We start from the raw sequence: 12,428 nt of genomic DNA, 5'->3' as shown, positions 1-12,428 counted from the left end.
CGGGGCGTTCCATTCCGTGTCACCATCTTATCGGATCTGCCGGGTTTGTGTCAACTTGTCGGCTTCCCGACCATCGACCCAGACCCGCCGAATCCGCTAGGATTGCGACCACCCTGTCTCCAGGGCAACCCCTCTAACTTACTCCAACATCCGGTCGATGTCCAACTCATGCAGACACGCCCGATTTGTCGGGATAGCGAGAGGGTTTTGCCGGGCACTCCGCCCACCCGGGAGATTCTGGATCCGGGGGCTCGTTGCCCTGCGAGAAGAACACTACCAGGACTCTCACGTCACAGAGACAACTTGCCAACCATCCCCGGGGCTCGCGCGTCCCAAACAGTCATAGGAAGTCGAAGTGCGCAACCAGACGTCAAGCCATTCGCAATCGACTCTGGATACGAAGTAGGCGCGAGGGTCAGGATCCTGACTCCGCCGTGGAGGTGAGCACCATGACCCGCTCGGAGTTCGACGACATCCGCGCGCACATCGACGCGGAGGCCGATCACCCAGGTGACTTGTTGAGAGTCGCCAGGTCTCTGCTGAACGACCTTGAAGACGCACGCATGCGAGAGGCGACCCTCCGCGCCTACTACCTGCGTCTCCTCACCGCGGCTCGGGCAACGGTCGCCGCGGAGGCGGCCGGCTACCCGGAGCCGCTGACCTTCCTCACCGACGAGCTCGCCAAGCGTGGTCAGCTCCCGACATCCGAGGACGAGGTGAACCGGATCCTGGCAGACGCCCACACAGCGGCCATGCTGCTGGCCTATCTTGAGGAGAATCCTCTCGGAACCACCCCGATGAACACCGGAGGGGCTCGCACACGCAGGTGTGCCGGCACAAGCCGTAGCATCCCCCGATGAGGCGTTCCACGTCATTGACCTGGTCTTGAACCGAGATCTGTAAGACTCCAGGCATGTTGCAGCGAGGGCTGAATTGGGCTGCGGCGACCCTCGTGGGCGTCTTCGGCTTCGTCTGGACCGGTGTAGTGATGTTCGCGGCCGTCGAGACCTCGGCATGGACGTGGGTCGGGCAGGTCTCCTTCGGGGCCTTCCTCACCTGCTGGGCTCTTTACAAGGCGAGCCTGCTGGTGCGTCGCGCCAAGCCCGATTTCGTTCCACGGCATCGCCGGGTGGGGGCCGGACGAGCCACGGCTCCGTGATGGCGCCTCAGGTCGGCCCCGGCCCCCTCCTCGCCCTTCAGCGACCAGGGGCACTGGGCAGAGCAGTCACGGAAACGCAGAAGGCCCTGATCTCCAGGAGATCAGGGCCTTCGTTGGTAGCGGGGACAGGATTTGAACCTGCGACCTCTGGGTTATGAGCCCAGCGAGCTACCGAGCTGCTCCACCCCGCGTCGGTGTGTGTTTGAACACTAGCCGCAATTCCCCTCCGGCTGCAAATCGGCGCGGGGACGCGGGTTGACTTATCCCGCGCCCCCCGCTCGCGGATGACCCGGTCGCAGTGTGATCACGCAGGTCAGGACGGCCGTGGCCGAAGGCATCGCCCTCACCCGCCACCTCGCGCACGGACGGGGCACCAGAGCTTGAGCGGTGAACGCTTTACGCCGGCTGTGGACCCCGCGCGAGGGTTACGCGGCCGGCCTCCCGGCCCCGGTTCAGGAGAAGCCGGGGAAACGCAGAAGATCCCGGTCGCCGTTTCCGGCGACCGGGATCTTCGTTGGTAGCGGGGACAGGATTTGAACCTGCGACCTCTGGGTTATGAGCCCAGCGAGCTACCGAGCTGCTCCACCCCGCGTCGGTGTATGTATGAACCATACCCGGCTTTGGAGGTGGACGCGAATCGAATAGCGCTGGGCCCCTGTATCGGCCCCCCTAGGAACTTGGCTGGGGCGATGGCGTCGCCGACGGAGCCGGTGTGCCGGACGGTGTCGCCGAGGGTGACGGGCTGGGGGTGACCCCCGTTGTCTCGGCGGTGTCCTTCAGCTTGCCCAGCGCCTTCTCAAGCTCCTGCTGGGCGGTGCCGTACTCGGTCCAGTTCGGCGGGCTCGCCTGGAGCGCCTTCTGCGCCTTGTCGTACGCCTTCTGCACCTCGTCGATCGACTTGGCCAGCTCGGTGGTGGGCTTGGCCTCCTCCGGCTTCGCCTCACCGGACGTGTTCTCGCCCTGCGGCGTGCTCTGGGTGCCGTTGCCGAAGACCTGCTCCAACGCGCCCTTGAGCGTGTCTGCCGAACCGACCTTGCTGCCGTAGGCCACCAGGACCCGGCGGAGGATCGGGTACGGCTCCTGGCCGGAGGCGGCCGCGATCTCCACGTAGACCGGCTCGACGTAGACCAGGCCGTCGGCGAACGGCAGGGTGAGCAGGTTGCCGTAGCGGACCTTCGCCTGGCCGAGTCCGAGCAGGTTGAGCTCGCCGGAGAACTTGTTCTGGAAGTTGTTCTGCACCTGGCCGGGTCCGGGAATCGTGGTGTTGGACGGCATGCGCAGGATGCGCAGCTTCCCGTAATCCGGTCCGGGGTTGGCGTCCACGGCCATGAACGCCGCCAGGTTGGGCCCCTGGCGCGGCACGAACGTGGTCGTCAGCGAGAACGAGGGCGCCGAGGTCTTCGGCATCTTGACCGACAGGTAGTACGGCGGCTGCTTGGTGTCGCGGTCGCCGGACGGGTCGTTCGGGACGTTCCAGAAGTCCTGGCCGCTGTAGAAGGCGTTCGGGTCGGAGATGTGGTACTGGGAGAGCACGTCACGCTGGACCTTGAACAGCGCCTCCGGGTAGCGCAGGTGCTGCCTGAGGTCGGGCGACATCTCCGTCTGCGGCTTGATGATGCCGGGGAAGGCCTTGCGCCAGGTCTGCAGGATGGGGTCCTTCTCGTCCCACGCGTACAGGCTGACGGTGCCGTCGTAGGCGTCGACCACGGCCTTCACCGAGTTGCGCATGTAGTTGATCTGGTCACGCGGCTGCGGCACCACCAGGCGCGGGTCGGTGATGGTGTCCCGCGTCATCGCCTCCAGGCTCTTGCTCTGGGAGTACGGGTAGGCGTTGGAAGTGGTGTAGGCGTCGGAGATCCAGACCACCCTGCCATCGACGATGGCGGGATAGGGGTTGTCGTCCAGGCTCAGGAACGGCGCCGCCTTGGCGATGCGCTCCTGCGGGTTGCGCTCGTAAAGGATCTTGGAGTTCGCGTTGATGTCTCCGGAGAGCAGCAGGTTGATCTCGCCGTACTTGGCGGCGTAGAGCATCCTGTTGATGAACGAACCGACGGGGACCCCGCCCTTGCCGTCGTAGGTGGTGTTCTTCTGGCCGGTGCCGCCGCTCTCGGGGTAGTCAAGCTCCTGATGCTTCTCCCCGCCGCCGCCGACGACGACGTACTGGGTCGAAGCGGGCGCCTCGCCGAAGTAGATCCGCGACTCCTTGAGCTTCGTCCGCTCCACCAGGGAGCCGGTGACCGGCATGTCCTTGGCGTCGAAGTTGGGCAGGCCCTCGGAGTCGACCTCGTTGCCGGGCGCGGCCACGAAACCGTTGCCGTGGGTGTAGACGAGGTGCCGGTTGATCCAGTTGTTCTGCTCCGCCGGCGGTCCGGTGAGCTCTCGTACGGCGACGACGGTGTCACGGATCGTGCCGTCCGCGTCGGGGTAGCGGTCGACGTCGAGCGGCTCGTGGAAGTCGTAGTAACCGCGGATCCGCTGCTTCTGCTGGTAGGTCTTGGCGACCAGGCTCGGGTCGAGCAGGCGCACGCCGGAGATGGAGCTGTCGGCGGTGACGTTGACCTTGCTCGGGTCACCCTGAGCCGTGTAGTCGATCACCTCGGCGTCGTCCACGCCGTAGGCTTTTCGTGTCGCGTCGATGTTGCGCTTGATGTACTCCTGCTCCTTGCCCTGCTGGTTCGGCTTGACCTGGAACTGCTCGACCAGGGCCGGGTAGACCCCGCCGATCAGGATGGCCGAGAGCACCAGGAGGCCGAAGCCGACGCCGGGCAGCATGCCGCCGGATCGCACGACCCCGGCGAAGAACAGGACGGCGCAGATCAGCGCGATGATCGCCAGGATGTTCTTGGCGGGAAGCACCGCGTTGACGTCGGTGTACGAGGCACCGTGTCTGAAGCCCCGATCGGAGAAGACCAGCCCGTACCGGTCGTACCAGTAGGCGACCGCCTTCAGCAGCACGAAGATGCCGAGCAGCACCGACAGGTGCGCCCGGGCGCCGCGCGAGGCGTGCACGCCGGGTGACTGGAGCCGGAACCCGCCGTACAGGTAGTGCACGATCGCCGACAGCAGGGCGGACAACACCACCGCGACGAACAGGAAGTTCAGCACCATCCGGATGAAGGGATAGGTGAACATGAAGAAGGAGATGTCGTAGCCGAACTGCGGGTCGGTCTCACCGAACGGCGTCGCGTTGATGAACTCCAGCCAGGTCTTCCACTGACCGGAGAAGGATGATCCCGCGAACAGGCCGAGCACCGCCACACCGATCAGGAAGATCAGCTTGCGGTGCGGGTCGAGGGCCATCCGATACCGGTCGGCACCGCTGGCACCGCCGAACATCCCGGGGCCGAACATCGGCCGCATGCGGTACGCCATCAGCATGTTGCCGCCGACGATGCCGACCATCAGCAGCGCACCGACGACGAACAGGAGGATCTGCGTAACGATCACGCCGGAGAAGACGGCCGTGTAGTCGACCGATTCGTACCAGAGGTAGTCGGTAAAAATGCCAGCAAAGAGGAAGAATAACGCGACTATCACGACCAGAGTGATCGCGACGGGAAGTAGCAGTCGTGGCCGGCGGGGCAAGCGCATTGCCCTACCGGCTCCGGGGGTCCGGAAGCTCAAGGCCAACCCCTTGTCGTAAGAGCACGGTCCGTGTCTGGAAACCTACACCGGCGAGAGTTGGGGCGCGCTTAGCCTTTCGGGCACGGTCCGGCCACAACAGTCCGCTGGTATCGGGTCCATCGGTAGCAACGCGCAAGGGTCCTGATGAGTGCCCCATGACGAACTCCAGACCCGAAAATTCAACTTTCTTTGCAAATCGGACATCACGCTCACCTCGCCGTCGAGCCCGCGGAGCCGCCCCTCCAGCGCGGATCGCGTGCACCGTGACGTCCTGGCGCACGGTCGGCATCCGGCCCGGTTCCGGCGTCAGCCGGTCGGGCAGCTCTGCACGGAACCCGAGCCGGTGCGGATCGAGTCGATCGCCTGAACGGCCTGGCGCAGCGTCTCGACCTTGACCAGCCTGAGCCCGTCCGGGATCGCTCTGACCGCCTCGGCGCAGTTTTCGGCCGGGGTCAGGAAGACCGTCGCACCGGCCCTCCTGGCACCGACCATCTTCTGCTGGATGCCGCCGATCGGGCCCACGTCGCCCTCCGCGGTGATCGTTCCGGTCCCCGCGATGGACTTGCCGCCGGTCAACGACCCCGGGGTGAGCTTGTCGACGATGCCCAGGGAGAACATCATCCCCGCGCTCGGCCCGCCGACGTCGCCAACATTGATCTTGACCTCGAAGGGGAACTTGTAGCCGACCCGCATGGTGATGCCCACGATGGGTGCTCCGTCCTTACCGGCGACGGTAGGGATGGCGATGGTCAGGCTCTGGGCGCCACGGTTGACGACGAAACTGACCTCTTCGCCCGGCTTGTGCTTGCGAACGGAGGAGGAGACGGTCTCCCGATCGGCCACGGGCGTGCCGTCCACCGAGACGATCTCGTCACCGGCCTTGAACTTCCCGTCGGCCGGCATGCCCTTCTCCGTGGAGCCCACGGTCACGATCGAGTTGTAGGGAATCCTCAGCTCGGTCAGCGCCGCCGCGGTCGCATCGTCCTGGGAGTTCGTCATCTCCTGGGTGTTCTGCTCCTCGACCTCCTTGGCGGTGGTCGCCGGAGGGAAGATCGTCTCCTCGGGCACGACCGCGATGGTGGGATCGATCCATCCCCTGAGCGCGCTGAACAGATCGATTCTGGTCCCGGGGCCGCCCTGATAGGCGACGGTGACGAGGCTGAGCTTGCCGTCGGTCGGATACGTCTGGTGTCCCTCGATGCTGATCACCGGTTTGCCGTCGACCTCACCGATGGTGTTCTCGGTCGGCCCAGGGCTCAGCACGACGTACGGCACCGGCAGCACGGCGCCGACCAGCGCGAGCATGAGCGTGAGAAAGCCCGCCACCATCAAAGTCAGGGCTCGTCGGGACATGGACAAAGCCTATGCCGTACGACAGGTCATGAAACCGCACCCGGACGCCGCCGCGCCGACGGGCGCATACCCCTCAGCCGAGATCAATCGCAGGCTCCCACCCACTCGGAGGAACCGTCGGTGAAAAACTGGTTCTTCCAGATGGGGACCTGGCTCTTGAGATCGTCGATCAACCTTCTGGATGCCTCGAACGCCTCACCGCGGTGCGGCGCGGCGACCGCCACGACGACCGCGACGTCACCGAGCCTCAGGTCGCCGACCCGGTGAACGGCCGCCAGGGCGGTCACCGGGAAGTCCACGGCGACCTTCTCGGCCACCCGGCGCAGCTCGCCCGCGGCACTCGGATGTGCCGAGTAGGACAGGCTCGTGACCGGCCTGCCGTGATCCTCTTCTCGTACCGTGCCGACGAAGACCGTCGTACCGCCCGCGGCGTGATTGCCGACGGCGGCGAGCACCTCGTCGACGGAGAGCGCGCTGTCGCGAATATCGAGCAACCGGATGACATCCACGCACAGAGTCTATGGCTGTGTTATCGGCGACGCGGCGCGTCGCGGCTCGGCCGCTCAAACCCGGCTCCTTCCCTCGTCGACCGGGGCCGCTCGTTCCTCGCAACCCCGCTCTCCTCAGTCCAGTCCCCGGCGCGGCCTCACGGGGAGTCACGGGGAGTCCCCCAAGGGGAGGCATGGGGCACGTCTCCGGGGTGATTCTTGGGGCGGGAGAACGGGGCCCCTCAGGCCATGGCACAGGCACGGCCTCGCGGGGGTCCAGTCCCCCGGCGCAGCCGCTCCCTCGGAAGCTCGCTCGGGCTCTCTGGGCGGGCCGTCAGGGGCGGCGCTTCTTGCGGGCGGCGCGGACGATCGCCGCGGTGCCGAGGACGGCGACGGTGGCGCCGGCCGCGGTGAGCGTGGCCTCCTTGCCGGACAGGCGGCGGCCCACGACGGCGTGCCTGCCACCACGCAGCTCCAGGAGCTGCTCGAACGCGGCCTCGTTGGTCCACATCGGCTTCCAGCCGACCTCGCGCAGCGTCGCGCAGTCGACCACCCAGGGGTAGACGACGTAGTGCAGGTCGGTGGCCGGAGCCGGGGTGACGCCGAGGCGGTGCAGGCGCTGGGCGGTTCCGAAGGTCAGCCCTGCGGGCAGTTCCAGCCGGCGCAGCCCGGAGATCTCCTCCACCTGCTCCTGCTCCAGCCAGCCCTCGCCTCCGACGGCCACCACCCCGGAGACCGTGCCGAGCGCCGCCATCTCCAGGACCGCGACCAGGTCGTCCACGTGGCAGAACTGCCAGCGAGGGTTGCATCCCTTGACGGTCAGCAGCCGGGGCGCCTCGAAGTGCCGGGTCACCACGCTGTCGACACCGGGGCCGACCACGGCCGCGGGTCTGACCACGGTCACGTCGAGACCGGGGTGGCTGCGCAGGGAGCGCCGGGCCAGTGCCTCGATCTCCAGATGGTCACCGACCATGCCCGTATCCGGCTCGGCGGCGACCTCGGAATCCTCAGGCAGCGGGACGGGATTGTCGGGTACGGCTCCGTACACCATGGCGCTGGTGACCAGCACGACCCGCCGCACCCTCGCCGCGGCACTGGCGGTGAGCACCGTCTGGGCCGCGCGCAGGTTGTAGGCGCGTCGCTCCGCGGGGTCGGCGTCGAGCGCGTAGTCACCGGCCAGGTGCACGAGCACGTCAATATCGGATATGCGGTTCGCCAAGAGCGGATCTCGAACATCGAGCACCCGCCATGTGACATCGGGCACATCTCCGCGCTGCTCGTCGATGGCCACAACCCTGCGGAAATCCGCAGACGAGGCGACCTTCGCGAGGAAAGCACGGCCTATGCCCGAGGCGGCGCCGGTGACGGCGACGACAGGGGGGCGGGAGCGTTTCGAGGTAGGCACCAGGTCCTCACTTTGCACTGACCCGCCATGCGACGGATAACGTGGCGGATGTGGACTCCTCCATCCTGCACGAGGTAGAGCGGTGACTGACTTGCCAGGTCGGGAAAACGACCCCAACGACAATCCGTTCGCCATGTTCGGCGACCCGGAGCAGATCGCAGCGGCAATGCGCCAGTTCGCCGACATGCTCTCCGCTCCGCCGACCTCAGGTCCCGTCAACTGGGACATGGCGAAGAACATCGCACGGCACGTTGTGGTCGCCGAGGGCGATCCCAGTGTCATGGAGGGCGAGCGACGCCAGGTCGTCGACGCCCTGAACCTGGCCGACCTTTGGCTCAATGAGGCCACCTCCCTACCGAGCGGGGTGAGCAACCCTCAGGCGTGGAGCCGTTCGGAGTGGATCGAGAAGACCGTCCCCGTCTGGCAGAAGCTCTGTGACCCGATCGCCGCCCGCATGGTCGAGACCATGAGCGGCACGCTCGGCGCCTCCGGTCTGCCCCCGGAGGCTCAGGCCATGGCCGGGCCGCTGATGGGGATGATGAAGCAGATGGGCGGCATGATGGTCGGCCAGCAGATCGGCCAGGCCATCGGCTCGCTCGCCCTGGAGGTGATCGGCGCCACCGACATCGGCCTGCCGCTGTCGGACAACGCCGCCCTGCTGCCCGGCGGCATCTCGGCGTTCAGCCAGGGTCTGGAGACCCCCGCCGAGGAGATCCGCCTCTATCTCGCCCTGCGCGAGGCGGCCCACCACCGGCTGTTCCAGCACGTGCCGTGGCTGCGCGCGCACCTGCTCGGAGCCGTGGAGGAGTACGCCAGGGGCATCACGGTGGACGCCTCCGCCCTGGAGGAGCAGCTCCGCGGGCTCGATCTCAACAATCCCGAGCAGCTCCAGCAGGCGCTGAGCGGCGGCAACCTGCTCAAGCCCGAGGAGACCGAGCGGCAGAAGGCCGCCCTGTCCCGGCTGGAGACCATGCTCGCTCTCGTCGAGGGCTGGGTCGGCACCGTCGTGGACGGCGCCGCGGACGGCAAGCTCCCCTCGGCGACGGCGCTGGCGGAGACCGTACGGCGGCGCAGGGCGACCGGCGGCCCCGCGGAGCAGACCTTCGCCACGCTCGTCGGCCTCGAACTCCGGCCCCGCCGCCTGCGCGAGGCCGCCACCCTGTGGCAGGCGTTGGAATCCGACCGGGGCATCGACGGCCGCGACGCGGTCTGGAGCCACCCCGACCTCATGCCCACCGCCGACGACCTCGACAACCCCGAGGGGTTCGTACGGGGCGAGCCCGAGCTCGACCTGTCGTCCCTGGAGGGATCTCTGCGCGAGCCTCCCGCCACTCCCGGCGAGGACGATGACAAGGGCGATGACAAGGGCGACGCCGGTGGGGGCGGCGCGTGAGCCTGCGCGCCGACGCGCGGGACGTGCTCACGGGGTGGATCGCGCCCACGGCGGAGGAGGAGATCCTCCGCAAGGAGTTCCTGGATCACGTACACGCCCATGATGACGCGATGTGGCGCGAGTGCGTCACCGGTCACCTGACGGCCACGACCGCGGTGCTCTCCCACGACGGCGAGCGGGTTCTGCTGACGCTGCACCCCAAGGCCGGGATGTGGCTGCCCATGGGCGGCCACTGCGAGCGCGGCGATGTCTCCCTTGAGGCGGTGGCGATGCGTGAGGCCACCGAGGAGTCCGGTATTCCGGGCCTGCGGCTGCTGCCCGGTCCGCTGGCACTCGACCGGCACCGGGTCTGGTGCCATCCGCCGCACAGCAGCCATCTGGACGTGGAGTACGGCGCGGTCGCCCCTGCGGACGTCGAGGCCGTGATCAGCGCCGAGTCGCTCGACCTGCGCTGGTTCCCCGTGGACGAGATCCCCGAACTCTCCGACGAGGCGACCCGCCGCCTGGCCCGCCGCGCCCGCGAGGCCCTGCGCTCCGGTTGACCGGGAACCCGGCCCGGTACCGGCTCGGGCCCTTGCGGCTCGGTGCCACCGCGGCTCCGGATGGCTGGACGCTCGCCCTGTGCGGCTCGGCGACGACCGCACCGGGCGGCGCGGCGGCCACCGGGGGGTTCCAGGTCTCGGCGGCTTCCCGGAACGCATAGGTTCCGATGAATCGGTCGATTTCCGGCCGTCTTCCGCGGGCGTTGGACCGTTTTATGCTTGTCTCACCTCTGCCTGGATATCTTCGTTCCCAATCAGGCTGTACAGAGCGGATCGGGGCACTGTGAGCGTAGACATCGTGGCTGACAGGAGCGCCAGAGGCGCGGTCGTGACGCCGCCGCGGCGCTGGAGGATCCCCAAATCCCTCGCCTGGGCCGCGGTGACGCCGTTCGCCGCCTGGGCGGTGGCCCGGGTGGCCGGACTCGAACGCGACTCGCTGACCACCCAGCTCATGACCGGTACCCCGTACGTGGCGGCCGCCTCGCTGGTACCGGTGCTGCTGTCCGCGCTGACCCGCAACCGGGCCGCGACGGCCGTCGCGCTGGTCACCACCGCGGCGCTCGGCCTCAGCGTGCTCCCCAGGGCCTTTCGCTCCGGGGATGTGGTGACGGGAACGCCCCTGCGGGTGCTGACACTCAACACGCTGTTCGGGCATGCCGAGCCCGACGCCGTGATGGACCTGGTCCGGCGGCTGGACCCGGACGTGCTGAGCACCCAGGAACTGACCCCGGGAATGGTCGAGAAGCTGGAGGCGGCCGGCCTTGGCGGCGTCATGCCGTACCAGGTGCTGGAGCCGGAGTGGAGCGCCGGCGGCAGCGGCCTGTACTCCCGGTATCCGCTGACCCCCAGGGAGAACCTGTTCGAGGCGATCGGGCACAACATGCCCGCCGCGCTGATGACCATCCCCGGCGCCAAGCCCGTCGAGATCATCGACGTGCACCCCTTCCCGCCGCTGGGCAGGCAGGTGTACGACTGGACGGCGGCGCTGGACGCCCTGCCCTCCGCCGCGCCCGACACGATCCGCATCCTCGCGGGCGATTTCAACGCCAGCCTCGACCACGCGGCCATGCGCCGTTTTCTTGGCCGCGGCTATCAGGACGCGGCCGACAGCGCCGGAGAGGGGCTGACCCCCACCTGGCCGGTCAACAAGCGCGTCCCGCCGCTGATCACGATCGACCATGTCGTGGTGGACCGGCGGGTGGGCGTGAACGCGGTCAGCGTGCACAGCGTTCCCGGCACCGATCACCGGGCCGTCTTCGCCGACCTACGCCTGCCCTCGCCCTGACGGCTCGGGCACCCGGGCCGCTCAGGCCGAGAGCAGCGCCCGGGTGTTGTCCCAGCCTTCGAGGCCCGGGTCGAGGAGGTGGAGGTCTCCGGGAGCACGCAGGCGATGCCAGCCGGGCCCCCTGGCGACCATACGGCTGCCGGGCGCCGAGGCACGGAGCGCCTTGACCGGGTCGAGGTCGTCGAAACCCACCGAGGCCCAGCCCGGGTAGGGCAGGTGGGCGGCCAGCGCCACCGTGCCACCGCCCGCGGCAGGGCAGACGGCGATCCGTGCCCGGCCGAGTTCGCGGAAGAGCTTGCCGATGAGCAGCGGAGGCAGGTCGGGCGCGTCGGCGCTCAGCAGGACCGCCTGCTCGCCGTGGGGCAGGGCGGCGAAGGCCGCCTCGACCAGGGCGCTCCCCGAGAGGTCGGGGATCTCAACGACAGGGGTGCCCGGCCAGACGATCTCCTCCATGCCCGGTACGCTCGTCACCACGATCGGTGAGACGAAGTCGAGCCCGGCGACGAGTTCGTAGGTGTCCTCGGCGACGGCGGTCAGGAAGTCGGCGGCGTCGATTCCCGGCGGGGCCGCGTCCGCCACGGAGGGCGTGACGAGAACGGCCACCACTCGATCCTCTGTCACCATTCCTCCGCGGAGCCGTGGGCCGCGGTGGAGAATCCCTCCAGGAAGCCCCGTGCCCGCTCGGCCTTGGGATATCGTTCCACGAGCGCCCAGAAGCGCGAACCGTGACTCGGCACCAGCAGGTGGACGAGCTCGTGCATGATCACATAGTCCACCACCCACGAGGGCATGCCCCTCAGGCGCGTGGAGATCCTGATGGTTCCGTGATCCGGGGTGCACGAGCCCCAACGGTGCTTCTGGTTCTCCACCCAGCGCACGCTCGACGGTTTCGCCTCCCCGCCCAGGTAGCGGGCCGACAGCTCGACGGCTCGATCGAGGAGGTCGTCGTCCGAGGGACGTCTGCGCTGCTCCTTGGCCGCGAGTCGATCGAGCATACGGCGCACCCACTGTTCCTCGTCGGTGCTACTCAGACCGGCGGGGAGGAGCACGATCGTTTTCTCACCGTCGCGGTACGCAGAAACCGTCCGCCGGCGGCGAGAACTTCGGCGGACCTCGACTGTCTCGGGGGGCACATATGAACGGTAGCCGAGAATGGCGAATTCACACCAGGGGGTAGAA

General features: G+C 68.1%; 11 protein-coding genes and 2 tRNA genes. 5 read left to right on the top strand and 8 right to left on the bottom strand.

Annotated features, from left to right (window positions below; genetic code table 11):
* The first annotated feature begins 449 nt into the window (after positions 1–449).
* Complete coding sequence (locus ABT130_RS38265; RefSeq protein ID WP_350922020.1) at positions 450–860, top strand: hypothetical protein; 411 nt, start codon at positions 450–452, stop codon at positions 858–860.
* 53 nt (positions 861–913) lie between these two features.
* Positions 914–1,159, top strand: a complete 246-nt coding sequence (locus ABT130_RS38260; protein WP_350964076.1) for a hypothetical protein — start codon at positions 914–916, stop codon at positions 1,157–1,159.
* Positions 1,160–1,273: 114 nt separating this feature from the next.
* On the opposite strand, the gene ABT130_RS38255 is transcribed toward ABT130_RS38260, so the two are convergent.
* The 6 genes from ABT130_RS38255 to ABT130_RS38230 all read right to left on the bottom strand — a co-directional run bounded on the left by ABT130_RS38255 (position 1,274) and on the right by ABT130_RS38230 (position 8,032).
* Positions 1,274–1,350: transfer RNA gene (locus tag ABT130_RS38255), tRNA-Met, on the bottom strand.
* A 324-nt stretch (positions 1,351–1,674) separates the two neighbouring features.
* A tRNA-Met gene (locus ABT130_RS38250) sits at positions 1,675–1,751 on the bottom strand.
* A 77-nt stretch (positions 1,752–1,828) separates the two neighbouring features.
* Positions 1,829–4,750, bottom strand: coding sequence for a UPF0182 family membrane protein (locus ABT130_RS38245; RefSeq protein ID WP_350964074.1), 2,922 nt, complete (start codon positions 4,748–4,750; stop codon positions 1,829–1,831).
* Positions 4,751–5,089: 339 nt separating this feature from the next.
* The gene (locus ABT130_RS38240; RefSeq protein WP_350964072.1) at positions 5,090–6,136 is read right to left on the bottom strand and encodes a YlbL family protein; all 1,047 of its coding nucleotides are present in this window, start codon (positions 6,134–6,136) and stop codon (positions 5,090–5,092) included.
* 83 nt (positions 6,137–6,219) lie between these two features.
* A complete protein-coding gene (locus ABT130_RS38235) occupies positions 6,220–6,645 on the bottom strand; it encodes a molybdenum cofactor biosynthesis protein MoaE (protein WP_350922011.1) in 426 nt (141 codons plus the stop codon).
* 313 nt (positions 6,646–6,958) lie between these two features.
* Entirely contained in the window at positions 6,959–8,032 is a 1,074-nt protein-coding gene (locus ABT130_RS38230) for an NAD-dependent epimerase/dehydratase family protein (protein ID WP_350922032.1), read from the bottom strand.
* 79 nt (positions 8,033–8,111) lie between these two features.
* Between ABT130_RS38230 and ABT130_RS38225 the strand changes: the two genes are divergently transcribed.
* The 3 genes from ABT130_RS38225 (at position 8,112) to ABT130_RS38215 (ending at position 11,249) form a co-directional block, all read left to right on the top strand.
* A complete protein-coding gene (locus tag ABT130_RS38225; RefSeq protein WP_350964069.1) occupies positions 8,112–9,422 on the top strand; it encodes a zinc-dependent metalloprotease in 1,311 nt (436 codons plus the stop codon).
* Entirely contained in the window at positions 9,419–9,964 is a 546-nt protein-coding gene (locus ABT130_RS38220) for an NUDIX hydrolase (protein ID WP_350922007.1), read from the top strand. The genes ABT130_RS38225 and ABT130_RS38220 overlap by 4 nt, the downstream gene beginning before the upstream one ends.
* 298 nt (positions 9,965–10,262) lie before the next feature.
* A complete protein-coding gene (locus ABT130_RS38215; RefSeq protein ID WP_350922005.1) occupies positions 10,263–11,249 on the top strand; it encodes an endonuclease/exonuclease/phosphatase family protein in 987 nt (328 codons plus the stop codon).
* Between the two features lie 21 nt (positions 11,250–11,270).
* Here ABT130_RS38215 and ABT130_RS38210 read toward each other — a convergent pair whose 3' ends face one another.
* On the bottom strand, positions 11,271–11,852 hold the full coding sequence (locus tag ABT130_RS38210; RefSeq protein ID WP_350964067.1) for a glycosyltransferase family protein: 582 nt from the start codon (positions 11,850–11,852) through the stop codon (positions 11,271–11,273).
* 14 nt (positions 11,853–11,866) lie between these two features.
* Positions 11,867–12,382, bottom strand: a complete 516-nt coding sequence (locus ABT130_RS38205) for a M48 metallopeptidase family protein (protein WP_350922000.1) — start codon at positions 12,380–12,382, stop codon at positions 11,867–11,869.
* Positions 12,383–12,428 lie beyond the last annotated feature (46 nt).

The sequence above is a fragment of the Streptosporangium sp. NPDC001681 genome, from assembly GCF_040298085.1.
GTDB lineage: Bacteria > Actinomycetota > Actinomycetes > Streptosporangiales > Streptosporangiaceae > Streptosporangium.
Note: the sequence above shows the minus strand (reverse complement) of the source record. Positions and strands in the feature narration are given on the sequence as shown.